The sequence below is a fragment of the Bartonella sp. 11B genome, assembly GCF_002022625.1.
GTDB classification, from domain to species: Bacteria; Pseudomonadota; Alphaproteobacteria; order Rhizobiales; family Rhizobiaceae; genus Bartonella; species Bartonella rochalimae.
In genome coordinates, this window is record NZ_CP019783.1 from 1,232,575 (window position 1) to 1,256,770 (window position 24,196).

Here is a 24,196-nt window from a genome sequence, read left to right on the forward strand (position 1 = left end):
AAGCTCCTATATTGCTCTTTCATAAAATTATATCATACCTTTTATCTAACTCTAGTAAACTGTACAATACAAATACATTTAAATTAAACCGTTCTTGGAAAAGGAACAAGAAATAATCCGCTGGAACGCTTATTATTCTTATCTATATTTTCATACCACTCTGCAACAAATAAATCTTCAATTTTTACACGCTTCTCTTTCAACTGTGTCTTAAGCCATTTCTTTGTTTTATTAATCTCTTTAAGATTTTCTTCAAGTATTTCACCATTTGTTACTAAAATAACAGACCTCTTACCTTCTTCTTTTTTAACAACAGAAAAATCACCATTCGTCTCTAATCGAACAAAATCTGCTTCATGTAAGCGACACCCTTTAATACTTAACATTGTCGCTAAATCATTTACACTGATCCCTAAACGCTTAATCTCATCAAGCTGAAAAACACCATCTACTATAAGTTTAGCATTTCCTCCTGCAATAAGCCGATGAAAAAATACTGAATATCGTGCAAAAAAATTAAAAGATGTAATTAAGATTTGCCAAATAAATAAAACAAGCAATAATTGGATACCACTAATATTTGGATTATAAATAACGCCTCCAATGATACCTCCCATAACAAAATTACTTACCAAATCAATTGGTGTAATTTGACTGAGACTACCACGACCTGTTGTCCTTAAAATAAACAAAAAAGCGATAAGACCCACAACTAGCTTAAGTGTGACATATCCATAACCGTATAATTCCATAAAATTCTCTCCTCATATTTATGAGAGCTACTCGAATATGGAAATGGAAATTAGAATTGTTTCATCTCCCACGTGGTTATACGCTCACCAGTCTGCGGATCCTTGCTATCTTTTAAAAAGATCCCCTCCACTGCAAGCTCATCACGAATTTTATCCGCAGCTGCCCACTCCTTATTATGGATAAGAGCAAGCCTTTCAGCAATACGCTGATCAATAAATTGTAAATTAAGATGTGTCTTGCCAATGAAGAGTGGACATTCTTTTTCCTTAACCAACTCCTGTCTCAATAACCCTAGAAAATCCATACCATGTGCAAGAGCTATAACATTGTGCTCTTTATAAAATTTCCGTAAAATAGTAATTGTATTTGAAGTATTAAGATCATTACTTAATGTTTTAATTAAAGAAGAATCAACAGTTTGATTATCTTCCAAACAGTATTTTTCACTACGAAGCAATTCATACCAGCGATACAACTCACTACTGGACTGTATTAAACGCTGCATTGTCCAATTTAAAGGCTCTCGATAATGCGTTTGTAACATCGAAAAACGTATAGATAAACCAGCCCAGATCTGTTTTACTTCAGCTGACAAAATATCTGCAAACTCAAAAAAATCATCCTCTAAGAGTGAACGAATAGTAATGAAATTCCCAAGACTTTTAGACATTTTTTTACCTTCAACTTGCAAAAAACCATTATGCATCCAAAAATTAGCCATCCGTTCTGTCCCAAAAACTGAACAACTTTGCGCAATTTCATTTTCATGATGAGGAAAAATCAAATCAATACCACCGCCGTGAATATCAAAAATATTTGCCGTCGGATCTTCACAAACAAAACCACCACCATAAGGAGATAACAACTTCGCCATCGACATTGCTGAACATTCAATATGCCAACCAGGACGACCTAAAACGGAAATTCCTGCTGGTGATGTCCAACCTGGTTCTCCTTGAGCAGAAGGTTTCCACAAAACAAAATCCATTTCCCCCTTTTTATAAGAAGCTACATCTATGCGTGCCCCTGCTCTCATTTCGTCAAGTGATCGTTTTGCAAACATACCATAACGAGGGTTATCTCCCATACTACTGACAGAAAATAATATATGATTATCCGCTATATAAGCGTGGCCCTTTTCAAGAAGCCTTTCAATCAAAAACCGTATTTCCTCCAAATGATCCGTTGCGCGCGGTTGACTGGTCGGCGGCAAGCAACCAAGCGCCAATGTATCTTGCTGAAATTGATAAGATGTATGTTCTGTTAATTGATGAATAGCATCATTAAGTTCTAGATCGGGATACTGAAGAGCTGCTTTTGCATTAATTTTATCATCCACATCGGTAATATTACGAACATATATAACATGGTTTTCACCGTAAATATGACGTAACAAACGAAATAAAACGTCAAAAACAATAACAGGACGAGCATTACCGATATGAGCGTAATCGTAAACTGTTGGACCGCAAACATAAAGGCGTACTTTAGTAGCATCGATTGGTATAAAATCTTCTTTTCTCCGTGTCAGCGTATTATAAAACCGCAATTCTCCCATCATCACACTCCATTAGTGATACTTCTTAGCCATTCCCTTAAAATTGTTTACATCAATGCATTAATAGCACTGTAATAGCACTGTTTGAAAAGAAATCTCGCCCTGTTGCATCTACTACTAACATCAATTTTTATATATAATAAAAAAATAGCAATAAATGTTCATTAACAAACATACTAACTATGCATACTCAAATAATTAAAATAAATCAAACTGTTGATTGTTTTGAATATCGGATAATTTAACTGTTTAATTTGGTAAAGATATAACCTAAAAAAATATTTGATAACATATAGGTTGTCTTGTTAACTTGATTTGAAATGAGATAAAATTCGAAATCATCATACTAAGCTTATCATAAGGTCTATAACCTCATTTTTCTTGTAACGAGAACAATCAAGCCAGCACACAATACTAGCACGATTTACCATAACAGGAATACGATGATGAATGGCATATAAATATTGAAGCAAATGACCACGTAATAATTGCACCCGTATCAATCAGTAATACATCTGCACCATTCTAGATTTCCATAAACTCTGCAGAACCAATAAACCGATATCCTTAGGATGAATGAAATTATGTCTTTTTCATACCATATTTTTTGCATTCAAAAAATCTAACTGATAATTAAAAGTCACTTTATTCGTTATGAGCAAATGTTAACTGCCATTATCTATTAGATAATAATTTTCATCAAAATAGAATTATGGACAAGAAATACTCTGTAATCTGATGGAGAAAGAAAATTGATTGTATGAAAAAAAATAAATACTCTAAAATATTCAATTTTAATATTTTCATGATTATTTTCTTACGTCTATCATGCCCTAAATACTTACTGCACACCTATAGCGAATAAGAATGAGTGAACTATTTTGACTCTATTTATCAATATACAGTCCATAATAAAACTCCTCTATCCACTATTGAAATTCATAGAGATAATGTTAAAAGCGAGTAATAAAAATAATGAATAAGATATTGATAAATATATTTTTTTTAATTTTCTTCTTAATTCCAACACAAACTTTTGCACAACAATACCCACCTTATCATATCAAACTTTTACGATTAGTAGAAATTTTAGGATCTCTGCATTATCTACGTAATCTTTGTAGCCTTCCAACAAATCAATGGTATGATCACATGGTTGCATTAATTGAAGCAGAAAAACCAACTCCACAAATACGTGCTCACCTATATGAAACGTTTAATGCAGCTTACAGCGCTTTTTCAGAAAATTATCATCGTTGTACAGATTCAGCAATCGAAGCAGATCAAAGATATGTAAAAGAAGGTAATGCCTTATCCACAAGTTTACTTAAGCATTTCAATAATGAAAACTAGAAAAAATTGATAGCACTCTTATTTAACTGACATAAATAACTAGAAAACAAATAGATTACCTATAGGCAGTATAAAAATTTGACCCCTGATAAACGTAATTTTTTGCTACTCTTCTACTATAAATCTCTATAATCTCTACATTTCTAAATTTTTTGAGTAACTTTTCTCTCTCTTTATCAACTTTACCCAACGCTTTTATATAATCAGAAAATGACTCTATCTAGAATCCTTAAGACCCGTGAGATATCCCTATCATAAAATAATAACATCTTATGATTTTCTCAGAGAATCCAAATTTTAAGTTTTCAAATCTTACCAACTTGTCTCATGAAAGCCCATGAAATAATTGTTGCTTAAAATATACTATTAGCTGCAGACACAATTTAAATAAGCTGTTCTTGCATATTATCATCGTTATAATAAGAAGTAATATTCCAATAATTATTACTCCTAGCAAAGTAATTAAAAAACGATCCTACTATCTCATACATCCTTTTCTAACGAGTATGTACACTACTCTATAGTTTAGTTGTTTTATAGATAAAATATTCGTCTTTTTATTAAGAATAATCCAAAGAATTAAAAGAAAAAGACGACAAATAGAAATTGCAAAATTCTGCAATAATACTTATCCATTCCCAAAGAGTAGTACTACGATAACGCTTCTATAAATTTAACAGGTTCACCTTGCGAAGGCGTAACAATTTCACCTTCCCACATAACCCGCCTACCACGAATAATCGTCCCCACAGGCCATCCTTTTACCTTTTTACCATCATAGGGTGTCCAACCAGCACGCGAACCAACTAATGCATTCGTAATAATTTCCTCACGTTTAAGGTCAACAATAGTCAAGTCAGCATCATATCCAACAGCAATACGTCCTTTACAACTTATACCAAAAACGCGATTAGGACCATGCGAAGTAAGATCAACAAAACGTTCAAGAGACATTTGCCCTGCATTAACATGAGTAAGCATGATTGCTGCTGTTGTCTGTACACCTGTTATCCCTGAAGGCGATGAGGGATAAGGCTTATGCTTCTCTTCAAGTGTATGTGGAGCATGATCAGAACCTAAAATATCGATAATACCTTGCTGAACTCCATACCAAAGACCTTCACGATGACGTTTTTCGCGAATAGGTGGATTCATCTGAATTAATGTACCAAACCGTTGATAATCATCAGCGCTCAAAGTAAGATGATGCTGAGTAACTTCAACTGTTGCTATGTCTTTATGCTCTTTCAAAAAATCAACTTCTTCCGCTGTAGAAAGATGTAATATATGAATACGTGCCCCTGTTTCACGTGCGATTTTAACTAAACGCTGTGTACATTGTAAAGCTGTAACCTCATCGCGCCAAACTGGATGTGATGACACATCCTCTGTAACACAAAAAGCTTTACGTTCTTTAAGCCGTGCTTCATCTTCAGAATGAAAAGCTGTGCGACGGCGTGTATTTTGCAAAATAAGACGTACACTTTTATCATCGTCCACGAGAAGATTACCTGTCGATGATCCCATAAACACTTTAATTCCAACAACACCAGGAAGTCTTTCCAACTCTGCTAACTCATAAATATTATCACGCGTTGCTCCGACCCAAAATGCATAATCACAGTGCATCCGATGATATCCACGTTTAACCTTATCATTCAAAGCCTCTTCCGATATCGTTAATGGATTGGTATTTGGCATTTCAAAGACTGCTGTAACTCCCCCTAAAACAGCAGAACGAGAACCGCTTTCCAGATCCTCCTTATATTCCTTACCCGGTTCACGAAAATGTACTTGGCTATCAATGATACCAGGCAAAATATGAAGTCCGGTACAGTCAATTAGCTCTCCACTAGATGCACGTGTGAGATCACCAATTTCAACAATACGACCATTCACAACACCAATATCGCGCTTGCTGATACCATCATGATTAACAAGCGTTGCGCCTTTAAAAATTGTATCAAATGTTTTAAACATAGCCATGCTCCTTGTATATAACCTCTCTATCGTTATGTAACTCGAAGCAGAAAGGCAAGAACCATGATTGAAAAACAGAATGCCATAAATTTAAAAAACCGTAAAATTATTAAAGTCATAGGTGAAGAAGCAACAAATTTTCTGCAAGCTCTTATTACTACAGATGTAACAAAAATAAACTCACGAGAGCTCTTTCCTGGTGCCCTATTATCCCCACAGGGGAAGGTTATCGCTGATTTTCTGATTGGTAAAATAGACCAAAACTACATGATTGATATTGTGGCTTCCCTAGCTGACGTTTTTCATAAGCGCCTCACCCTCTACAAACTCCATAAAAAAATAGAAATTACAGAACCATTACAAGAGGTTATAAATGTTTTTTGGAATAATGATTTAGATAATTTAAATTTTAATTTAAGTTTTGTAGATAAGCGCTTCCCAAAAAAGGAAAAAGTTATACGAACTTATGGAAAAATTCCTTTTCTTATTCCAGAATATAATACTTGTTGGGATCAAATGCGTATCCATTATGGGATAGCAGAAAGTGGTCAAGATTATGAAATAGGTAAAGTTTTACCCTATGATATTAATTATGATCAAATTCATGGACTTTTCTTCAACAAGGGATGCTATATTGGACAAGAGGTTATTTCACGAATGTATCATCGCAAAACAGCTCGCCGCCGTTTTTTAGTGGTTAAAAGCCAAGCTCCCTTAACCTCAGGCTCTACCATTCAAGCAGGTACAAAAATATTTAGTCAATTAGGAACATGCGTCAAAAATGAAGCTTTAGCCTTAATGCGTATTGACCATGTCAAAGAAGCTATTGATAAAAATCTTCAATTTACAGTAGATGATATTCCTGTAACTATTAATATTCCTGAAAATATGAATTTTACCTTCCCTGAAAACTCCGTAGAGGCTAACTAATGGCTAAAGCTGAATTATCACAAGATGGAACAACACGTGCGTGGCAAAGAATGCTTTCTGGTCGACGGCTCGATTTACTTAATCCTTCTCCTTTTGATATTGAAATTGAGGATATTGCCCACGGCCTAGCTCGCGTTGCACGTTGGAACGGACAAACAAAAGGAGAATATGCTTATTCTGTTGCACAACATTCACTTTTGGTTGAACAAATATTTCAGCAACTTTTCCCACAGTCCTCTAATGAAGAATGCCTCTTTGCTCTTCTTCACGATGCACCAGAATATGTTATTGGAGATATAATTTCACCTTTTAAAGCTGTGATAGGAAAATATTATGAGCGCGTAGAAAAACATATACAAGATATTATCCACATACGCTTTTCCTTACCTGTCAATCCACCTCAACAGATCCTAAAAAAAATCAAACAAGCTGATCGCATCGCTGCTTTTTATGAAGCCACCACTCTTGCTGGTTTTAGTAGAGCAGAAGCTCTTCGTTATTTTGGTCATCCAGGTAATATTGGATCTGATGAACTCAATTTACAACCATGTTCCACACAACAAATTGAAAATGCCTTTTTAACTCGTTTTAACGACCTTGATGTTCAAAAGCCATATTCTGGTTGTTGATTTTTTTATCATAACTGAAAGAATATAAAATTTCTATCATACGGTCATTACCTTAGTGAAGCATTAAGATTCTATTGTATCTCTTCCTATGAATCCCTTCAAAAATTTCTTCATCCCTTTTGTAGAACTGCCGTTTTAAATTCAATTTATTTGAGCTTGTAAACCTCTGAATCAGCTGGAAAAACGCGTGATTTGACATCATTCGCATAATTCCTAATTGCTGTATCCATCGCCTGCTCGAAAATACCATAACGACGTACAAATTTAGGTATATAAGCACCATAACCTAACATATCTTCCATCACCAAAATCTGCCCATCACACTGATTGGAAGCACCAATACCAATAGTAGGAATAGAAAGTTTCTCTGTAAGTTTTATCGCTAATGGCTCTACCACCCCTTCCACAACAACAGAAAAAGCACCTGCCGCTTCAATTGCTGTAGCATCCGCTTCAATTTGTAACCAATCACTTTCATTACGTCCTTGCATCTTAAAACCACCAAAACGATTCACCGCTTGCGGTGTGAGACCAATATGCGCCATAACTGGAATACCACGATTGCATAAAAAACTAATTGTTTCTGCCATATAAGTACCACCTTCAAGCTTCACCGCACCGCATCCTGTTTCTGCAAGAATACGGGATGCATTAGCAAAAGCTTGCTCTGGACTTTGCTCATAAGAACCAAAAGGCATATCGACAACAACAAGAGCACGTTTAGAACTACGCACAACAGCTTGTCCATGTAAAATCATCATATCCATACTAACAGGAAGTGTTGTATCAAACCCATATATAACCATACCAACGCTGTCACCAACCAAAAGCACATCACAATGTGAATCAGCAATCCGAGCGCTATAAGCCTGATAAGCTGTTAAAGCAACAATCGGTTCTTGTTTTTTTCTCGAACGTATTTCAGAAGCAGTAATACGCTTTATATCTTTATGAAGACTCATTTTTTCAGCCTTTTTATTGTAATATATATTGATCAATAAGTCTGACTTTACCAAAGCAAACGGTAAGCAATAAAACCGCAGGTTTGTTTAGTTCCTTTTTAATCGCACACAAAGTTTCCAGATCGCATAAATCTATTGCTTCAATCACAGCACGTGGTTCTTTTTGTAAAACAGAGCGAACAACTTCACACAATTTATCAACGGATCGTTCACCTTGCTCATAAAGCCTCTTAACAGCTTTAAGACTTTCAGGAATAATCCTTGCAGCTTTGCGATCTTCTAATGTCAAAAGTTTGTTACGTGAAGAACTAACAACTCCATCTGCATCGCGTAAAATAGGTACACCGACAATTTCAACAGGAAAAGCCAAATCTTTAACCATACGACGGATAATCAAAAGCTGTTGAAAATCTTTTTCCCCAAAAAAAGCTTTATCTGGTTGAACAATATTAAAAAGCTTAGCAACAACACTGGTCACACCACAAAAATGTCCTGGACGTAATTTCCCCATCAAAATACGTGATAAGTTTTCTACTTCTACAATTGTTTCATTGCCTAACGGCCACATTTCTTCTATAGAAGGCGCAAAAACATACTCAACATTCTCCCTTTTCAATAAAGAGCAATCCCCTTCTAGATCTCTTGGATATACATTAAAATCCTCATGACGACCAAATTGTTTGGGATTAACAAATATAGAAACCACTACACGATCACACATTGACCGTGCCTGTTGTACCAATGCAAGATGGCCATTATGTAATGCCCCCATAGTCGGTACAAAACCAATTGACAGCCCTAAGTGCCTCTCCTCTCTGAGGTGTTGACGCAACCCAGCAATTGTTTTTAAAATTTGCATTTTATTTACTTTCACAAAATCAAAATGTTGATGCTTTCATACAAAATCGCCGTTCAAACAATTGTATCAAACTAACACGCAAAGACAACTGTTTTATACCTCTCGCTTCCCAAACATAGCGTGTTAAAAAAAAATTTGTCAGAATTAATCCTTTGCTTATATCATTAAAATCAACAGGATAAACGCTTTTTTGTACAAGGAATTGTGGTAAAAGTAAAAGCTTATCTTTCCAAGGACGTCCTATTTCTTCACATACAGCACGTCCCGATTTTGGAGAAACATAATAAAGTTTTTCTTGACGGCCTGTTACAGCACAACAAGATAAATCAAGCCCAAAACCAAGTTCTTCAAGCAGTAGAAGCTCAAAACGTACAAGCAGTTCAGCATTTATAAATGGATCCTCAAAATTTTGCATAAAAAAATATAACATATCATACAAAACAGGATGAGGATCACGCTCAGGAAGAAGACGTAAATAAAAAGCCATCAATTGTAGAGAATAAAGCGCCTCTGGTAAAACGATCAATCTTGAAGCATGTAAATTAAGCGCTTCAAGCCTAAATAATCCTAAATGTTCATCTAAACGTGCCCACCATTCAGCTTCAACAAAATTTCCAGGCTGAAGAAGAGGAGCCATACGACGAGAACGTCCACCTTTTACAATTCCCATATAGCGACCATGCTGACGTGTCATAATTTCAAGAATAACACTCGTTTCACCATGTTGGCGTGTACCGAGAATAATAGCCTGTTCTTTCCACTTCATTGCATCAAAAAAAACCTAATCCCATTTCGCGATAACGCTCTGGGTTCGCATCCCAATTATCACGCACTTTTACAAATATAAAAAGATGAACTTTCTGTCCCAATATATCCATTAATTCCTTACGTGCTGCCTGACCGATAGCTTTAATGGTGCTACCTTTCGCTCCTAAAACAATTTTTTTCTGATTATCACGTTCTACATAAATGACTTGATTAATTTTAACTGAACCATTTGCACACTCTTCCCAATTTTCTGTTTCAACCGTTGATGAATAAGGAAGTTCTTGATGGAGACGAAGAAAAAGTTTTTCACGCGTAATTTCAGCAGCAAGCTGACGCATAGGCATGTCAGAAATTTGATCTTCTGGATAATACCATGGCCCTTCCTGCATAATTGTACTAAGATAATGCAGCAAATCCTTACACCCAGAGCCATTTAAAGCTGAAATCATAAATGTCTGTAAAAAATTCACTCGTTCATTCACTTTAGCCGTTAATGCCAAGAGAGATGATTTAACAACCGTATCAATTTTATTCAAAACAAGAATTTTATCCTGCTCAATACTTTTTAAAATATCTAACATTGCATCAACTTCATCTGAAAAACCACTCTGAGCATCAATAAGAACGAGAAGAATATCAGCATTCTTCGCGCCACCCCAAGCAGCAGAAACCATAGCTCGCTCCAATCGCTTATGAGGACGAAAAACACCTGGTGTATCAATCAGAATAATTTGAGTCTTATCATAAATTACAATACCACGAACTAAAGTTCGCGTTGTTTGTACTTTATGCGTTACAATTGATACTTTTGTTCCAACTAACTGATTAACTAACGTTGACTTTCCAGCATTAGGCACACCAATGAGAGCAACAAAGCCTGAACGCGTTTTAATAAGATCATTCACGATTATGTTTCCCCTCTATTTCCATATACCTTCACGTCGCAAAATTCTTTCAGCAGCATCTCTCTCGGCTTGACGTTTAGAACTACCTCGCCCTATCTCAGGTGCATAACCACAAATACTTACCTCCACCATAAAAACCGGATCATGATCTGGACCATAACGCTGTACGACCTGGTAATGAGGTTGTGCACTATCTTGTGTATGAGCCCATTCCTGTAATTCTGTTTTAGCATCACGTCGACCAGCATTCATCTTCTGGGCTCGATCATGCCAATATCTTTGAATGACAGGACGAACGCTCTCTAAACCTCCGTCAAGATATATTACAGCAATTAAGGCTTCAATAACATCAGCATAAATATTAACTAACCGACGACCTTCTAAGTTTTTCATTTCACAACCAACATGAACCATATCGGGTAAACCCATTTCCAATGCAATATCGGCACATGTTTGTGCATTGACCAAGCCATTCAAACGTACGGATAATTCACCTTCACTTGCTTGTGGAAAAATTTGATAAAGCATTTCAGCAATCAAAAGCCCAAGAACTCGATCACCTAAAAACTCTAATCTTTCATAATTACCCTGCTCTGAACTTTGCACACTAGAATGTGTCAATGCTCTTTTTAATCTGTCTGCATCTTTAAAACTATGCCCTGTCAGCTTCTCTAGCTGATCAATAATTTGATGCTCCATCACAGAATTCCTACTTATTTATCAAGCGGAAAGTCACGAATAGTATGAATGAAAGAAAATAAACGATTCCAACGCACGTCAAATGGCCAACGCCAAATCTGCCACGCACTCGAACCATTACTAATAGAGAAAAAAATCAAATTAGCTCGACCAATAAGATTTTCATCTGGAACATATCCTACATTCAAACGGCTATCATCTGAATTATCACGATTATCACCCATCACAAAATAATGTCCTGGTGGAACCTCAAAAACCTTTGTATCATCAACCTGAGGGATAAAACCTAAATTAAGTGTATTGTAACTTACACCGTTAGACATTGTTTCGCGATAAACATCAACAGGATGATTAACCTCTGTCACATCAGGATCATCAATCTTTCCCATAAACTGACGTGAAACAGCTTCATCATTAATATAGAGAACACTTTGACGAACTTGAACACGATCACCGGGTAATCCAACAACACGTTTAATATAATCAATATCCGGATTGCTAGGTAAACGAAAAACCAAAACATCCCCACGCTTAGGCTGAGATGCCCAAATCCGTCCTGAAAAAATAGGAGGAGAAAAAGGTATAGAAAAACGAGAATACCCATATGCATATTTGGAAACGAAAAGATAATCTCCCACTAGCAAAGTAGGACGCATCGAACCAGAAGGAATAGTAAAAGGCTGAAAAAAAAGTGTACGAATAATTCCAGCCAAAAATAAAGCCTGAATTAAAACAGAAAAAAATTCAATAATTTCATTTTTTTTATCTTTTTTTTGCATTTTCTCTTCTTGTTTCATCCTGTACTACCTTTTTATAGATAAAACTTATTTTGCAATCATAATGTCCAAATAATAAAAGCACAATCTCTCATGGAATCTATCCACGTGGAAGTGCTTCTATAATAACAAATGCCTGCGCCCAAGGAAAATCATCTGTTATACTGAGATGAACCATCACCTCATGATGAGGAGGTAATAATTTTTTTAACTGTGCGTGTGCGCAATTCGTTAGCCTCATAGTCGGTTTGCCAGATGGTAAATTAACTACCCCCATATCTTTCCAACTAACACCACAAGCAATTCCTGTTCCTAAAGCTTTAGCGCACGCTTCTTTAGCAGCAAATCTTTTAGCATAGGAACTAGATCGCTGACAAAGACTTTCAGATTTTTCCTGTTCAACATCTGTAAAAATACGCTGAATAAAACGGTCACCATAGCGAACCAACATCCTCTCAATTCGCCTTATATCAACCATATCACTGCCAAGACCAATAATCATAAATATTACCTAAGCTTTTTTGCTTTGAATATCTTTCTCTTACCATCTTTTGATAGAGATTTTTTTTGAAAATGAATTATTGTTCTGTAAATACCTATATAAGATAAACTACCAAAAATAATACCTAAAAATATTCCACCCACAAACATCGGCATCATAATCAAATTCCATGTTTCCCAAAAAAATAACCATGCTTGCGAAAACGTCAAACCATCTAACATATTGCGAATTTGTGAAAAAGAAATTTCACTTTCATGACCAAAGAACAGTAAAAATAGGCGACCGACTTTATAATCAGCCATGATGATAAGAAAAAATGTCAATGGATTAGAGAAAACAGTTCCGATAATTGCCGCAGCAAAATCGCCACGTAAAACCCAAGAAAAAAATATTGCTAAAATGATGTGCAATCCCAAAAGAGGTGAACAGGCTGCAAAAATACCAATAGAAAACCCCAGCGCCACTTTATGGGGCGTTGCTGATATACGTAAAATACGTTCACGCATACGATAAAATAAACCACACAGGCTAAGCTTACGTCGAACACACTTTCCAAAATTCTTCAATGTCTGATAATTAAAAAATATGTGGTTACTCATATATACCTTGTACACACTAAATAATGCTTATATTTAATGCTTATATTTTATGTTATTCAGATTTATTTCATCAAGCATTTTCGTAGAAAAATTAATAAAATTCAAATATTTCGGCTTCCTGGCTTAATCGCCGGAAGCACAGCAAGCTCAGGAGGCAAAGCATTAGCATCATAAGATGCAATTTCATACTCGGCTAGTGAAATGAGTGGGACTCCTATATTAACTTTACCACCAGACCGATCAAGAATACACGCACTCGCTACCACATTGGCTTTTGCTTCAACCAATGCTTCAATGGTCTCACGAATAGAAAGACCTGTTGTCATAATATCTTCAACAATAACAACCCGCGCATCTTTTTCAATTTCAAAGCGGCGTAATTGGAATATACCATTCACACGCTCTACCCAAATAGAGGGAACGCAAAGATGACGTGAAGTCTCGTACGAAGGAATGAGACCACCAATTGCAGGCCCAACTACATAGTCAATTTTTTCTTTCACATATTTCTTAATTTTTTGAGCCAAAGCATAACACAGCTTTTCGGTAAGATCAGCATGCATAAACACTTTTGCCTTTTGTAAATAAGTAGCACTATGACGACCTGATGTTAAAATAAAATGCCCTTCTAAAATAGCATCTGCTTGTTTGAAAATATTAATCACATCTTGTGTATTCATTGCATAATCTCTTTACCCATAAACCCGATGTACCATATTCACTGATCTCGCTCTTTTTAACTGAGAAAAGATACGATTTAAATGTTTTAAATTCCAAATCTCAAGATCAATAATAATTTCTGTAAAATCTGTTCCCTTACGAACAAAAGATAAATTTTCAATATTGGCATCATTTACAAAAATGATCTGAGTAATTTCAGCCAAAGAACCAGGACTATTTACAGCTAAAATATTGATTCGAGTAGGAAAACGTTCACTCATCTCAGAATCAAGATCCCAGCGGACATCAATCCACCGTTCTGGCTGATCATCATAAGCCGTTAAAGCCGAAGATTGTATCGGATAAATAATAACACCCACACCCGGCTCCATAATACCAACAATTTGATCTCCTGGCACAGCTCCTTCAGGAGAAAATTGTATTGGAATGTCGCCTTTTGTGCCTTGAATAGGTAACACTCTATATTGACGCTCTTTCTTTGAAGCTTTTCCTTTTTTATTTTCAAGAATCTTTAAAATCATACCTTGAGCATTTTCAATATTAAACCAGCTTCTCTCCTTAAACTTAAACGATGGCTTTTTCACCACAGAATCGTCTTGATGATTTGGATAAACCGCTTTAACTACATCTATAGCAGCCAACTCACCACGTCCAACAGCTGCTAAAACATCTTTTACGTCCTTACGTGCCAAACGCGGTAAAATTTGCTTAAGCATATCTTGTGAAAATTGTTTTCCCGCACACTCAAATGAACGTTCAAGAATACGACACCCCAAACCTGAATATTGCTTATGTATTGCTGAACGTGTTGCTCGACGAATTGCAGAACGTGCCTTACCTGTTACAACAAGGGATTCCCACGCCGCTGGTGGAGATTGAATCTGCGAACATATAATATTAACTTCATCACCATTTTTTAATTTGGTCATTATGGGCATAATACGACCATTGATTTTTACTCCCACGCAAGAATTACCAATATCGGTATGTACTGCATAAGCAAAGTCAATGGGTGTAGCGCCTTTTGGAAATGCAATTAACTGCCCTTTCGGCGTAAAACAGAAAACCTGATCATGAAAAAGCTCAAGCTTTGTATATTCTAGAAACTCTTCTGGATTATGGCCATCTGCCAAAGATTGAATTGTTTGACGCAACCATGCATAAGCATTAGTCTCACTTGATAAGCGTGATGATGAATAATCAGAACCGTGATCTTTATAAATGGCATGTGCCGCAACGCCATATTCAGCAATCCTATCCATTGCACTAGTTCTAATTTGTAATTCAATGCGTTGCCCTGAAGGCCCAACAATTGTTGTATGAATTGAACGATAATCATTTTGTTTAGGGATAGAAATATAGTCCTTAAAACGCCCAGGAACCATCGGCCATGTAGTGTGTATAATACCAAGAGCGCGATAACAATCATCTACGCTCTCAACAATTACACGAAACCCAAAGATATCAGATAATTGTTCAAAAGATAAGGTTTTGCTTTCCATTTTACGAAAAACTGAATAAGATTTTTTCTGACGACTTTTAACATTGGCTTTAATACCGTTTTTCAAAAAAAGTTTTGTCAATTCTTTTTCAATTGTGGAAAGCAAATCGCGATTGCGCACTAATAATTCAGAAAGCCTATCATTAATAGTACGATAACCCTCTGGATTTAAATAAAAAAAAGAAAGATCCTCTAGCTCTTCACGCATATCTTGCATCCCCATACGACCAGCAAGCGGCGCATAAATATCCATTGTCTCTTCAGCAATCCACCGACGCTTATCATCACGCATGACATCAAGGGTACGCATATTATGAAGACGATCTGCTAATTTAACCAAAAGAACACGAATATCATCAGAAATAGCAATAAGAAGCTTACGAAGATTTTCTGCTTGCACAGCTTTCTTCGATACGAGATCAAGCTTATTAAGCTTTGTAAGCCCTTCAACTAATTTACCAATTTCAGCTCCAAACAGTTGATCAATTTCTTCTCTTGTAGCATTTGTATCTTCAATTGTATCATGCAAAAGAGCAACGGCAATTGTTGCTTCATCTAAGTACATATCCGTTAAGATAGAAGCAACTTCTAAAGGATGAGAAAAATAAAGATCACCTGAAGCACGCCTTTGATGACCGTGCTTCTGCATTGCATAAACATAGGCCTTATTTAATAAATCCGCATTTACGTCAGGCTTGTAACGCCGTACACGCTCAACCAGCTCACACTGACGCATCATATAGATATCCTCAGAAATTTTGTAATTAAATTATTATTAAATACCCTACGAATAAAGAAAAAACAAATCTACCAAATGATAATCTATGCATTACTTTTTCAATAAAATATGATGATTAATAATCATCACTTTTCTCTGGCACAACTAAGCTCTCAATACCTGCCAAAAGCTCTTCTTCTGACATATAATCAAATGAACCAGTGTTTTCTTCTGATGAAGAGCCAAAAATATCTCTGGATTCGCCTGAGTGAGAAATAAACTCCATTGTTCCTTCTGGCTCATCAACTTCTACATGCTTTTGTAAAGAGTGAATAAGATCTTCTTTCAAATCAGCAGGAGACAAAGTTTCATCTGCTATTTCACGTAAAGCAACAACTGGATTTTTATCATTATCACGATCAATTGTAATCTGTGCACCTTCTGAAATCTGGCGAGCCCGATGCCCAGCTAAAAGCACCAACTCAAAGCGATTATCAACCTTATCAATACAATCTTCTACTGTTACACGGGCCATTTATGTCCCTTTCTTCAAGGTTCAAAAATTAACAATTACGTTAGAATATATACAATAATCAAAACAAAAAACAAGAAAAACAATACACACCTTATTATTTTTTCCAACTATAGCACTATAGCAAAACTCTTGAAAAAAATTTAGGTTTATAAAAACACTAAGATCTATAAGCGTTTGGAAATAAAACAATCTTAAACTATTGCATTCTAATAACACAGTAATTATTCATAGTTAAAGAAAATGGATCGCACAAAAAAGTAAGCGCATTCATCAAAAAAATTACAATATAAACGGCATTGTGCTGTATTTTTTCTTTCTACAACCATAAAGATTTATTCAGATATAAATGAAAACTGGTAGTATATTACAGCTGAAAAACCAAGTGCAGAGAACAAAGCCTTAATTAACTTATTAATTATAAAGCACTATATTATAAGGCTATTTGGCATAAATATCCGAACCTTCCTCCACCGACAAACTAAATATACCTAATCCACAAGCATCTTTAAAAAATATAGTTTTTTAATCCATCACTATGCAAAAAATTAAGTTTCTATAATTAAGAAAATAACATATCCCCCTTAAAAAAAGAAAAAACTTTAAATTCTTTTGGTAATGTATGGTCAATACATTACAACTAATCATAGCAATACATATTCTCTCTATAACACAATCAGCAACAAATTCATCTAATCATATTGTGAAAAAATCTCTGTATGCATATTATAAAGCTGTTTACAAAAATATACTCGACTGAATATCAAATAAAATAGCTTAAAAGATTTTTGATAAAATATAATTGGTACCTGCAATCCATGAACAGTAAATTAACATCATTGTGCCCAGAACCACCTCCAAATTGTAATTTGTGTCCTCGCCTAAATAACTTTATCGCTGACTGGCGTATTAAAGAACCTCATTGGCATAATGCACCTGTTAGTCCATTTTTTCCTCATAAAGGGGCTGCAACAACACGCCTTCTAATTGTTGGACTTGCTCCTGGATTACGCGGAGCAAACCGAACTGGACGTCCTTTCACAGGCGATTATGCTGGACACCTTCTTTATTCAACGTTAAAAAAGTTTGGTTTTGCTCAAGGTACTTTTGCAGAAAGATCAGATGATTCCCTAGAGCTCATCGATACTGCAATTGTTAATTCAGTACGTTGTGTTCCACCAGAGAATAAACCCACTGGCACTGAAATCAACACTTGTCGACATTTTTTTTCACCTCTTTTAACAAATCTTCCTCAGCTAAAAGCCATCATTACTCTTGGCAGCATTGCGCATAACTCCACTCTACGAGCTTTAAATGCAAAAACCTCAGCACACCCTTTTGGTCATGGAAAAATTAGTGATATTGGTAGATTACGTATTTTTTCAAGCTATCACTGTTCACGCTATAATACTAATACCGGCCGTTTAACAGATACTATGTTCTATCAAATCTTCGAAGCTGCAAAAACCTATTTAAATCAATGTTGAAATCTTTCTAACGAAGATATGGAAATTTCTTTTCCATTATCCATACTTTCTAAAAAGTCGTGCCTTTTCACGCTCCCAATCTCGTTTTTTTTCTGTTTCACGTTTATCATGAAGTTTTTTACCACGTGCTAAAGCAATTTCCAATTTAACACGCCCCCGTTCATTAAAATAAAGTTTAAGTGGAGTAATCGTCATACCCTCACGAGAAATTGCATTAAAGAAACGCGCCATTTCACGCTTTGAAAGTAATAATTTACGCAAACGACGTGCATCATGATTAAAACGATTCGCTTGCGTATATTCAGGAATATGAGAATTAATCAACCATAACTCTCCCTTCTCAAAGCTAGCATAACTTTCAGAAATATTGGCATGATTGGAACGTAAAGACTTAACCTCTGTTCCTTGAAGAACAATACCGACCTCAAGAGTATCAAGAATTTCAAAATTGAAACGTGCTTTACGATTATCGGCAATAACTTTTCGTATTGATGCTGTCTTTTTTTTGTTGTTCATAGCTATTTCAACATAATTTTATTCTTTAAGAAGACCTGCATGTTGCAAAGCAGCATCAATAATCCTCTTTGTAGTATTGTCTAATGGAACAATCGGTAAACGAACAGTATCCCTACAAATTCCCAATTTTGCAGCAGCATATTTAATACCCGCTGGATTTGGTTCAATAAATATTGCACAATTAAGGGGCATTAAACGATCATTTAATTCTAATGCTGTATTATAATCACCACGATGGCAAGCAGTATAAAGCTCTGAACAAAGCTTTGGAGCAACATTAGATACAACTGAAATACACCCTACACCTCCATGTGCATTAAAGCCTAATGCTGTTTTATCATCACCGGAAAGCTGTATAAAATTCTTACCACATTTTTCTCGTTGTTCACTTACCCGCTCAATTTTACCTGTTGCATCCTTAATACCAACGATATTTTTAAAATCCTGACAAAGATTTTTCATAGTTTCTACAGTGAGATCAATAACAGATCGCCCGGGAATATTATAAATCACAATAGGAATAGAAATAGCTTTCGCAATAGCAGAAAAGTGAGCATATAATCCCTTTTGATTAGGCTTATTATAATAAGGAGTTACTACTAAAACTGCATCTGCACCTACTTTCTCTGCATGCTGTGCAAGCTCGACAGCCTCATCCGTGCTATTTGACCCCGCCCCTGCAACAACAGGAACACGCTTAGAAACTTGTTTAACGCATAATTCTACAACTCGCTTATGTTCTTCATGACTTAAAGTTGCTGACTCGCCTGTTGTCCCAACGGGATTCACACCATGAATACCTTGTCCGATTTGCCATTCAATAAAATTGCAAAATGACTTTTCATCAATAACACCATCTTCATTAAATGGTGTAATCAATGCAGTTAGTGCTCCCTTGAGCATAATAAACTCCTGATAATATTAAATTTTATTTTTAATAACCACCTTATTATAATAACATAGTCTTGCTCTATGGCTGAAGCAAGTTGAATTTCATAAAGATCTTACAATATTAATTTATAATTTCTGTATGCTGAACATTTCCTAAAAACACAACTAAGTTGTTAACATGTCGTTCATGCTTCTCTTTTAAAATTTATAAAGTATTACCTAAAAAGCAAGATCTAAAGGTCTTTCATCAATGTATATAGTCTCTGTTCACTATTTTGTATCAATCTTTATTATACTCAAATTGGCAACTATCATTTTACTCTCAAATGCCTCAGCACAAACAGTTTTTCTACCACAAAACGGACCAATTCCCTTGGTTCATCCTCACTCTTCTATCACCATAGAAAAACTTAAAAAATCTTTTGAGGCTAATCATCCTATAAAGAATAATATCCCAACAAAAATTAAGATTACTAAAAATAACCAGCTTAAATTCGGCTTAGATACTCTTTCAAACAAAGATATTATGAAAACAATAGCGCTTCGCAATACAATGCCTCAAAACAGTCTTGATCGCCATATTTTAACATGGGCAATCAACACATCATATCAAACGAATATACCAAGCTCTGAAATATTAAGGGCCATCAATGAATTAAAAGGTTGGCCAGGTATGAATATAATGAAACGCAATGCTGAACGTGCTTTCATTAATGAAAACAATTCTACACAAGCGATTATTCAAAAATTTACTCACCATTCTCCCCTCACTGTACAAGGAATGGCTGCACTTGCCAAAGCCCTTATCGTAACTGGACAAACCACCCGTGCACGACAAATTATTGCACCGTGGTGGCATACAGTACAGCTCAACGCTCAAGAAGAAGATCTTATTCTTAAAAATGCAAGCACTGCATTAAAACCCTCTGATCATCTGAAACGTATGAAGATTATGCTTTATGCAAATCGTATTGATTCAGCTCAGCGGATTGCAAAATTAGCCCATGCCCAATCTCTCTTTAATGCTTTTGCTGCTGTTGAAAAAAATGAACCTCAAGCCGCACAAAAACTAAAAGCTGTTGATCAATCATGGAAGAAAGATCCTCTTTTACAATTTGCTAAAATTCGTTATTTTCGACGAACTGGACAATATGAAACTGCTGCACAACTCATGATGCAAGCACCACGAGATCCGATAAATCTTATTAACCCTGATGCATGGTGGATAGAACGACGTGTTCTTTCTCGTGAAATGCTTGATTTAAACAAGCCTAAAATCGCTTATCAACTTGTTTCAGCTCATATTGGAGGAACACCCTCATTTAAAATTGATGCTGCGTTTCACGCGGGATGGTATGCACTTCGATTTCTTCATAGCCCCAAGACAGCAATGCATCACTTTACGCATATCCCTCAACTCTCCTCTTCTCCTCTCTCAACATCCCGTGGCTATTATTGGATGGGGCGAACAGCAGAAGCCTTAGGTGAATATAAAAATGCTCAACATTATTTTCAGCGCGCTGCTCATTTTGGTACAACTTATTATGGTCAATTAGCAGCCTCTCGACTTAACGAAAAAAAACTTGAAATTTATTTTCCTAAGCCAACAATGAATGAGCGGCAAAGTTTTAGTGCACGAAAAGGTGTTCAAGTTATCCAAAGGCTTGAAGCTGCTGGCTATGCTAATCTCGCTAAAATTTTTTATAAAGAGCTCAGCACAACAATAGACAATCCTGGTGAATTAGCTCTTTTAGCTGTTATGTCAGAAAAAAGTGGCGACTATTATACCAGCCTCAAAATCGGTAAAACTGCTGTTGTTCAAGGTAAGGCCGTCAGCGCTCTTTCCCATCCTATCGGGGCTATTCCAACATCCATCAACTTTTCTGCAACAAAAAAGGCACTCATCTATGCCATTGCACGCCAAGAAAGTGAATTTAATCCTGTCGCTATATCAAAAGCTGGAGCCCAAGGTATGTTACAATTGTTACCTACCACAGCAAAAGCATTAGCTAACAAACATTCAATTGCGTGGTCTCACAAAAAATTTAGCAGTGATGTCAATTATAATACTATATTAGGTGCTCATTTTTTAAGTGAACAATTAGAGCATTTTAACGGATCTTATATATTGGCTTTTATCAGCTATAATGCAGGCTTCCGTCGCGCAAATGAATGGATAGAACGTTACGGTGATCCTAGAGGACAATCTCTTGATAACGTTGTCGACTGGATCGAACGTATCCCCTATACAGAAACGCGTAACTATGTGATGCGTGTTATAGAAAATTATGAAGTTTACAAAGCGCGTCTCATTGGAACCACAGATATCAAATCTGATCTCATTGCTGGCTACAGGAAGTCATAGACTCTCGTCTATTTCAAAATAGATCCTCTTCTTATCTTTTATTGTAGGATACGGTATAATGAAGTTATGTAAATGCCTTTTAAATAAGCATCTGTAAAACCATATATGTTATTGCTTTTGAAGCATTTAATAAAAATCAGAATATCACTTTAGTTTATAATGGTGATATCTTTTATTACATTATTAGCCTAATTTGAAAAGCATACTTTAGCTCTTACCTGTAAATTAAGTATCTACCTCTCATGCAATGACACATTGAGACAGTTTCAAATTTTCACTGCTATCCCAGTTTTATATAGAATAGACTGAAATGAAAACGTTAAATACACTAATTTAGCTTATCTCTACAATAAAGAGATAACAATTTGAAAAGAGCATAATTAAAGTAACACCAATGTCCAGCTTTATTACTTGTTTAAATCAACTTTCCGTCTTTCAAAATTGTCTAAAGCAATACATTCAAAATAATGAAGATTAACAATAACTTCATACTTTTTTCATCCTTTAATAGGATCATATTCCTTACGAAAAAATAGTCTACAATTAATTTACGAATCCGTTTTAAAAGATATTTATACTTTCTCCCCAACTCATTTCTTATCATCGTCCACTGAAAATATAATACAAGCTCAACCGAATTGCCACCATCTTTACCTTTATATTTATAAAGCAAAAAACCAATACCATCATTACTTCTATATTTTTATTCACTCACTAACATTACAACTTCTTTCTTATGTAGATGTCTCCTAAAAGGTATTGTAAAATTCCTTCTCAAATAATTTATCATCTATTCTTTTTTCTTATGACGTTTAGATAAATGGTTTTGTTTGCTTCAAAAAGAAAAATTAAAATGAAAAAACATTATTCCAGTAGGAGCTATCATTCAAAGAAAATAACACTCCATTCATTGTATCAAAATTGCATCTCTCACTTCACTAATTGCTTTCACCACTTATATATTTTAAAGTAAAAATAATATTCGCGTTTTTGTGTATCATAGGCACAGTTATAAGAATAATAATTAAAAGGGAATTTGTATCTTATTATATAGAGATAGGATTACAAAATGGACAAGTTTGTTGGTTATGAAGAAAATGCAATACTACCCTATACTGCGATAGCAACTATTGATATTGGTGCAATTATTGCTAATTATAAAACCTTAGTCCAACGTGTTGCTCCTGTAGAATGTTCAGCTGTTGTAAAAGCTGATGCCTATGGGCTAGGAGCTGAAAAAATTGCCCCTGCACTTTATCAAGCTGGTTGCCGCACTTTTTTTATTGCCCATCTTAAAGAAGCACTCCAATTAAAAGCTATTTTACCAAATAATGTTACCCTTATCCTTCTGAATGGTATTCCCCCTACTGCAGAAGAATTCGTGACTCAAACTGGTATTGTCCCTGTTCTTAATTCTCGGAATGAAATTGAAAACTGGCAAATGCATTGTCAAAAAAATGGTAAAAAATTTCCAGCAATCATTCAAATTGATACTAATATGAATCGACTAGGGCTCGATCAAGAAGAGCTACAATGGTTGATCCAAAATCCTACTCTCTTCGAAATAGCAGACATAAAATACATTATCAGCCACCTTGCTAATGGAGACAATGCAACACACACATCCAATTGCGAACAAAAAAACGCTATGAAAAAAGCACTTGCACAACTTCCTGCCTGTAAAGCTTCACTTGCTAATTCTGGAGGAATCTTTCTTGGCCCAGACTTTTATTTTGATCTTGTCCGCCCAGGTATTGGACTTTATGGAATTGATCCCCATCAAAAACATCCCACATCTCTTAAATCTGTTTTAAAACTTAAGGCTCAAGTTATTCAAAGCCGTTGCACTGAAGCGGGAACTCCTGTGGGTTATGGGGGAAGTTTCATCACTCAAAAGCCCAGCATTCTTACCACCATTTCTATTGGTTATGCCGATGGCTGGCTACGAAACCTTTCTAACAAAGGTTCCGTTTATTTCAACCAACACAAACTACCCATCATTGGACAAATCTCTATGGATTCTATTATTGTTGATGCAACCAATCTTAAGCATGAAAAACCAAAACGTGGTGATTGGGTAGAACTTATTGGAAAACATCAAACTGTCGAAAATGTTGCTGCAGATGCAGGGACTATTCCTTACGAAATTCTTACTTCTCTTGGTTCTCGTTATAAACGTATTTACATTTAAATCTTCGAATTCTCATAAAATGAATCTAAGATAGCCATGAT

General features: G+C 35.5%; 23 protein-coding genes. 6 read left to right on the top strand and 17 right to left on the bottom strand.

All coding sequences use genetic code 11. The features are described 5' to 3' along the window. Positions 1-83 precede the first annotated feature (83 nt). From Bho11B_RS05300 to Bho11B_RS06910, 3 genes are all read right to left on the bottom strand, one after another. A complete protein-coding gene (locus Bho11B_RS05300) occupies positions 84-752 on the bottom strand; it encodes a DUF421 domain-containing protein (RefSeq protein WP_078673845.1) in 669 nt (222 codons plus the stop codon). A 50-nt stretch (positions 753-802) separates the two neighbouring features. Next, on the bottom strand, positions 803-2,311 hold the full coding sequence (gene cysS / locus Bho11B_RS05305) for a cysteine--tRNA ligase (RefSeq protein WP_078673846.1): 1,509 nt from the start codon (positions 2,309-2,311) through the stop codon (positions 803-805). A 341-nt stretch (positions 2,312-2,652) separates the two neighbouring features. Next, a complete protein-coding gene (locus tag Bho11B_RS06910; RefSeq protein ID WP_153300816.1) occupies positions 2,653-2,805 on the bottom strand; it encodes a hypothetical protein in 153 nt (50 codons plus the stop codon). A 481-nt stretch (positions 2,806-3,286) separates the two neighbouring features. On the opposite strand from Bho11B_RS06910, the gene Bho11B_RS05310 reads away from it, so the two are divergent. Beyond that, entirely contained in the window at positions 3,287-3,664 is a 378-nt protein-coding gene (locus Bho11B_RS05310; protein WP_035007232.1) for a TIGR02301 family protein, read from the top strand. Positions 3,665-4,315: 651 nt separating this feature from the next. On the opposite strand, the gene Bho11B_RS05315 is transcribed toward Bho11B_RS05310, so the two are convergent. After that, positions 4,316-5,644 (bottom strand): dihydroorotase, encoded by a 1,329-nt coding sequence (locus tag Bho11B_RS05315; RefSeq protein ID WP_035007230.1) that lies wholly within the window; start codon positions 5,642-5,644, stop codon positions 4,316-4,318. A gap of 63 nt (positions 5,645-5,707) precedes the next feature. On the opposite strand from Bho11B_RS05315, the gene Bho11B_RS05320 reads away from it, so the two are divergent. Together Bho11B_RS05320 and Bho11B_RS05325 are read left to right on the top strand one after the other, a co-directional pair. After that, complete coding sequence (locus tag Bho11B_RS05320) at positions 5,708-6,574, top strand: folate-binding protein YgfZ (protein WP_078673847.1); 867 nt, start codon at positions 5,708-5,710, stop codon at positions 6,572-6,574. Further along, entirely contained in the window at positions 6,574-7,203 is a 630-nt protein-coding gene (locus Bho11B_RS05325) for a YfbR-like 5'-deoxynucleotidase (protein WP_035007228.1), read from the top strand. Before Bho11B_RS05320 ends, Bho11B_RS05325 begins: the two co-directional genes overlap by 1 nt. A 146-nt stretch (positions 7,204-7,349) precedes the next feature. Here the strand turns inward: Bho11B_RS05325 and panB are convergent, their stop codons facing one another. The 11 genes from panB to rpoZ form a co-directional block, all read right to left on the bottom strand. After that, positions 7,350-8,165, bottom strand: a complete 816-nt coding sequence (gene panB / locus Bho11B_RS05330; RefSeq protein ID WP_078673848.1) for a 3-methyl-2-oxobutanoate hydroxymethyltransferase — start codon at positions 8,163-8,165, stop codon at positions 7,350-7,352. Positions 8,166-8,178: 13 nt separating this feature from the next. Further along, positions 8,179-9,024, bottom strand: coding sequence for a pantoate--beta-alanine ligase (gene panC, locus Bho11B_RS05335; RefSeq protein WP_078673849.1), 846 nt, complete (start codon positions 9,022-9,024; stop codon positions 8,179-8,181). Between the two features lie 19 nt (positions 9,025-9,043). Beyond that, a complete protein-coding gene (gene recO, locus Bho11B_RS05340; RefSeq protein ID WP_035007221.1) occupies positions 9,044-9,790 on the bottom strand; it encodes a DNA repair protein RecO in 747 nt (248 codons plus the stop codon). Between the two features lie 4 nt (positions 9,791-9,794). Then, the gene (era, locus tag Bho11B_RS05345; protein ID WP_078673850.1) at positions 9,795-10,697 is read right to left on the bottom strand and encodes a GTPase Era; all 903 of its coding nucleotides are present in this window, start codon (positions 10,695-10,697) and stop codon (positions 9,795-9,797) included. Positions 10,698-10,712: 15 nt separating this feature from the next. Next, positions 10,713-11,396 carry a ribonuclease III gene (gene rnc / locus Bho11B_RS05350; RefSeq protein ID WP_078673851.1) on the bottom strand — a complete coding sequence of 228 codons (684 nt, stop codon included), beginning with the start codon at positions 11,394-11,396 and terminating at the stop codon, positions 10,713-10,715. 14 nt (positions 11,397-11,410) lie between these two features. Continuing rightward, complete coding sequence (lepB, locus tag Bho11B_RS05355) at positions 11,411-12,193, bottom strand: signal peptidase I (RefSeq protein ID WP_035007214.1); 783 nt, start codon at positions 12,191-12,193, stop codon at positions 11,411-11,413. A gap of 79 nt (positions 12,194-12,272) precedes the next feature. Next, positions 12,273-12,674, bottom strand: a complete 402-nt coding sequence (gene acpS, locus Bho11B_RS05360; protein WP_035007213.1) for a holo-ACP synthase — start codon at positions 12,672-12,674, stop codon at positions 12,273-12,275. A 5-nt stretch (positions 12,675-12,679) separates the two neighbouring features. Further along, positions 12,680-13,273 carry a DUF2062 domain-containing protein gene (locus Bho11B_RS05365; protein ID WP_078673852.1) on the bottom strand — a complete coding sequence of 198 codons (594 nt, stop codon included), beginning with the start codon at positions 13,271-13,273 and terminating at the stop codon, positions 12,680-12,682. A gap of 101 nt (positions 13,274-13,374) precedes the next feature. Further along, the gene (gene pyrE, locus Bho11B_RS05370) at positions 13,375-13,953 is read right to left on the bottom strand and encodes an orotate phosphoribosyltransferase (RefSeq protein ID WP_078673853.1); all 579 of its coding nucleotides are present in this window, start codon (positions 13,951-13,953) and stop codon (positions 13,375-13,377) included. A 12-nt stretch (positions 13,954-13,965) separates the two neighbouring features. Beyond that, the gene (locus Bho11B_RS05375) at positions 13,966-16,194 is read right to left on the bottom strand and encodes a bifunctional (p)ppGpp synthetase/guanosine-3',5'-bis(diphosphate) 3'-pyrophosphohydrolase (protein WP_078673854.1); all 2,229 of its coding nucleotides are present in this window, start codon (positions 16,192-16,194) and stop codon (positions 13,966-13,968) included. Between the two features lie 115 nt (positions 16,195-16,309). Continuing rightward, positions 16,310-16,708, bottom strand: coding sequence for a DNA-directed RNA polymerase subunit omega (gene rpoZ, locus Bho11B_RS05380; RefSeq protein ID WP_078673855.1), 399 nt, complete (start codon positions 16,706-16,708; stop codon positions 16,310-16,312). Positions 16,709-17,523: 815 nt separating this feature from the next. On the opposite strand from rpoZ, the gene Bho11B_RS05385 reads away from it, so the two are divergent. After that, entirely contained in the window at positions 17,524-18,192 is a 669-nt protein-coding gene (locus Bho11B_RS05385) for a uracil-DNA glycosylase (RefSeq protein ID WP_035007206.1), read from the top strand. A gap of 36 nt (positions 18,193-18,228) precedes the next feature. Here the strand turns inward: Bho11B_RS05385 and smpB are convergent, their stop codons facing one another. Together smpB and dapA are read right to left on the bottom strand one after the other, a co-directional pair. Continuing rightward, positions 18,229-18,708 (bottom strand): SsrA-binding protein SmpB, encoded by a 480-nt coding sequence (gene smpB / locus Bho11B_RS05390; RefSeq protein ID WP_035007204.1) that lies wholly within the window; start codon positions 18,706-18,708, stop codon positions 18,229-18,231. Between the two features lie 18 nt (positions 18,709-18,726). Continuing rightward, positions 18,727-19,611: a 4-hydroxy-tetrahydrodipicolinate synthase gene (dapA, locus tag Bho11B_RS05395; RefSeq protein WP_078673856.1), complete on the bottom strand. Its 885-nt coding sequence runs from the start codon at positions 19,609-19,611 to the stop codon at positions 18,727-18,729. A 238-nt stretch (positions 19,612-19,849) separates the two neighbouring features. On the opposite strand from dapA, the gene Bho11B_RS05400 reads away from it, so the two are divergent. After that, entirely contained in the window at positions 19,850-21,964 is a 2,115-nt protein-coding gene (locus Bho11B_RS05400) for a lytic transglycosylase domain-containing protein (RefSeq protein WP_078673857.1), read from the top strand. A gap of 1,069 nt (positions 21,965-23,033) precedes the next feature. Beyond that, positions 23,034-24,155 carry an alanine racemase gene (gene alr / locus Bho11B_RS05410; RefSeq protein ID WP_035007196.1) on the top strand — a complete coding sequence of 374 codons (1,122 nt, stop codon included), beginning with the start codon at positions 23,034-23,036 and terminating at the stop codon, positions 24,153-24,155. The last annotated feature ends 41 nt before the right edge of the window (positions 24,156-24,196 follow it).

Coding starts and splice junctions, on each gene's coding strand:
- Bho11B_RS05365 (WP_078673852.1), bottom strand. CDS start 13,273: ATGAGTAACCACATATTTTTTAATTATCAGACATTGAAGAATTTTGGA.
- Bho11B_RS05300 (WP_078673845.1), bottom strand. CDS start 752: ATGGAATTATACGGTTATGGATATGTCACACTTAAGCTAGTTGTGGGT.
- dapA (WP_078673856.1), bottom strand. CDS start 19,611: ATGCTCAAGGGAGCACTAACTGCATTGATTACACCATTTAATGAAGAT.
- smpB (WP_035007204.1), bottom strand. CDS start 18,708: ATGAACAACAAAAAAAAGACAGCATCAATACGAAAAGTTATTGCCGAT.
- Bho11B_RS05400 (WP_078673857.1), top strand. CDS start 19,850: ATGTATATAGTCTCTGTTCACTATTTTGTATCAATCTTTATTATACTC.
- Bho11B_RS05385 (WP_035007206.1), top strand. CDS start 17,524: ATGAACAGTAAATTAACATCATTGTGCCCAGAACCACCTCCAAATTGT.
- Bho11B_RS05375 (WP_078673854.1), bottom strand. CDS start 16,194: ATGATGCGTCAGTGTGAGCTGGTTGAGCGTGTACGGCGTTACAAGCCT.
- pyrE (WP_078673853.1), bottom strand. CDS start 13,953: ATGAATACACAAGATGTGATTAATATTTTCAAACAAGCAGATGCTATT.
- cysS (WP_078673846.1), bottom strand. CDS start 2,311: ATGGGAGAATTGCGGTTTTATAATACGCTGACACGGAGAAAAGAAGAT.
- rpoZ (WP_078673855.1), bottom strand. CDS start 16,708: ATGGCCCGTGTAACAGTAGAAGATTGTATTGATAAGGTTGATAATCGC.
- Bho11B_RS05325 (WP_035007228.1), top strand. CDS start 6,574: ATGGCTAAAGCTGAATTATCACAAGATGGAACAACACGTGCGTGGCAA.
- alr (WP_035007196.1), top strand. CDS start 23,034: ATGGACAAGTTTGTTGGTTATGAAGAAAATGCAATACTACCCTATACT.
- Bho11B_RS05320 (WP_078673847.1), top strand. CDS start 5,708: ATGATTGAAAAACAGAATGCCATAAATTTAAAAAACCGTAAAATTATT.
- lepB (WP_035007214.1), bottom strand. CDS start 12,193: ATGAAACAAGAAGAGAAAATGCAAAAAAAAGATAAAAAAAATGAAATT.
- rnc (WP_078673851.1), bottom strand. CDS start 11,396: ATGGAGCATCAAATTATTGATCAGCTAGAGAAGCTGACAGGGCATAGT.
- recO (WP_035007221.1), bottom strand. CDS start 9,790: ATGAAGTGGAAAGAACAGGCTATTATTCTCGGTACACGCCAACATGGT.
- Bho11B_RS05310 (WP_035007232.1), top strand. CDS start 3,287: ATGAATAAGATATTGATAAATATATTTTTTTTAATTTTCTTCTTAATT.
- acpS (WP_035007213.1), bottom strand. CDS start 12,674: ATGATTATTGGTCTTGGCAGTGATATGGTTGATATAAGGCGAATTGAG.
- panB (WP_078673848.1), bottom strand. CDS start 8,165: ATGAGTCTTCATAAAGATATAAAGCGTATTACTGCTTCTGAAATACGT.
- panC (WP_078673849.1), bottom strand. CDS start 9,024: ATGCAAATTTTAAAAACAATTGCTGGGTTGCGTCAACACCTCAGAGAG.
- Bho11B_RS05315 (WP_035007230.1), bottom strand. CDS start 5,644: ATGTTTAAAACATTTGATACAATTTTTAAAGGCGCAACGCTTGTTAAT.